Source organism: Haloferax profundi (genome assembly GCF_001469865.1).
Classification (GTDB): Archaea; Halobacteriota; Halobacteria; order Halobacteriales; family Haloferacaceae; genus Haloferax; species Haloferax profundi.
Genome location: NZ_LOPV01000323.1, coordinates 1 through 1,384, shown reverse-complemented (window position 1 = coordinate 1,384; position 1,384 = coordinate 1). Strand labels below are relative to the sequence as shown.

General features: G+C 45.7%; 1 protein-coding gene and 1 pseudogene. Both read right to left on the bottom strand.

Going from position 1 to position 1,384, the window contains the following annotated elements; translation table 11 throughout:
- A pseudogene (locus AUR66_RS12780) lies at positions 1–506 on the bottom strand (archaea-specific SMC-related protein); the annotation flags it as partial.
- An 82-nt stretch (positions 507–588) separates the two neighbouring features.
- Complete coding sequence (gene rdfA, locus AUR66_RS20680; protein WP_082682209.1) at positions 589–1,215, bottom strand: rod-determining factor RdfA; 627 nt, start codon at positions 1,213–1,215, stop codon at positions 589–591.
- Between the last annotated feature and the right edge of the window lie 169 nt (positions 1,216–1,384).

Sequence of the window (1,384 nt, the reverse complement as noted above, 5' to 3'; positions counted from 1 at the left end):
GTCGGAAGTTTCTCGGAGAGGCTACCGAGGGTAGATAGTTCGTTAGAAACCTCCCGCTTCTGCTGTTGGAGCGCGTTGATCTCTTCGTTAATCGACTCGACGTCGACCGGTCTCATAATGAGATCTCGGAGGTCATCCTCGTTTGCAACTGCTCGACGAGCATCATTCGTTTCGAGCAAGAACGCAAAGAGGTCAGCAAGTTCTGTGTCGTCGAGCACCGGATTTCCACCAGTAACCACCGAATTCCCCTGTCGCTCAAGGGTTCTCGTATACGATTTGTCACCGATAGTGAGCTCGACAAACCCCTCATCAGCGTCACCTTTTAGTGCTACATCTTCACTTCCATGGGCAGCCATTATCGATCGCAGGAGAGAGGTTCTATTCGTTGCATTACGCCCGGCAAGGACCGTCACACCTGGCTCAAATGATGTCGAGAGTTCGTCAATGCCACCGATGTTTTTTACTGACAGGTGAACTAGAGATTCGGCCACTCGTCCTGAACTCATGTTATAAGGATTTTTATTTACAACCATATAAATCCACACGGGAATCCACTCTCAAAATTACAAATATAGTTGTGTAATGCAATCATTCAGAATCCATCTCAGCATCACAATCACAACCTCCTCGTTCAAGCAACTGAATAACTTCGTATTGAGTTCCACAGTCTCGACAGTATACCTGTGTGTCGACGAGAACGTCGAAATCACCCAGTCGAAGTTTGTTAGTGTTATGAAGTGACTCAAGACTTCTTTCAATTACAGCGACCAACCGACCACGAAGCTTCTGAATAGATTGGATCACACTATCAACACGGCTAGTAGATTTTGACTTCTTTGAGACCCCTCGAATATCCGTGAGATAGGTGTATACAGCCTGATGAGAGACGAAATCAGAGAGTAACTGCTCGACATCTACTCCTTTCGATTGAAGCGTATTCTTGGCCTGAACTCGCATCCCTTCAGTTGTATCGTCGTCAGTTAGCAGGACGTACAAATTCCCGACTTCCCCCTCGAGGACATTTGCGTCTACATCATGTAATGCAGAATTGAGTACTTCTTGGTTCATCAAGTCAGCTAAATCTCTGAGACTGTCACTGTCCTCAGAGTCAGTCCAGCGACGGACCAGGGTTTCGCCAAACCCATTTAAATTGTACTTCTCGATTATCCGTTCTATCTTTGGTTTTCGTCGACTGTTATTTTGTTTAGAACTCATTAGTGGGGTTATGGACTGTGCACAAATAAGTATTCAACTCTGATTTCTCTCTAAAGGGGTACAAAGTAGCGACGCAGTATAGAAAGATAGTTCGACACTAAAAGCGTTTCTCATCGTTACGATCTCCTGATCCCAATCTCAGATTTAGGCTGGGCCGACAGTTTGACCG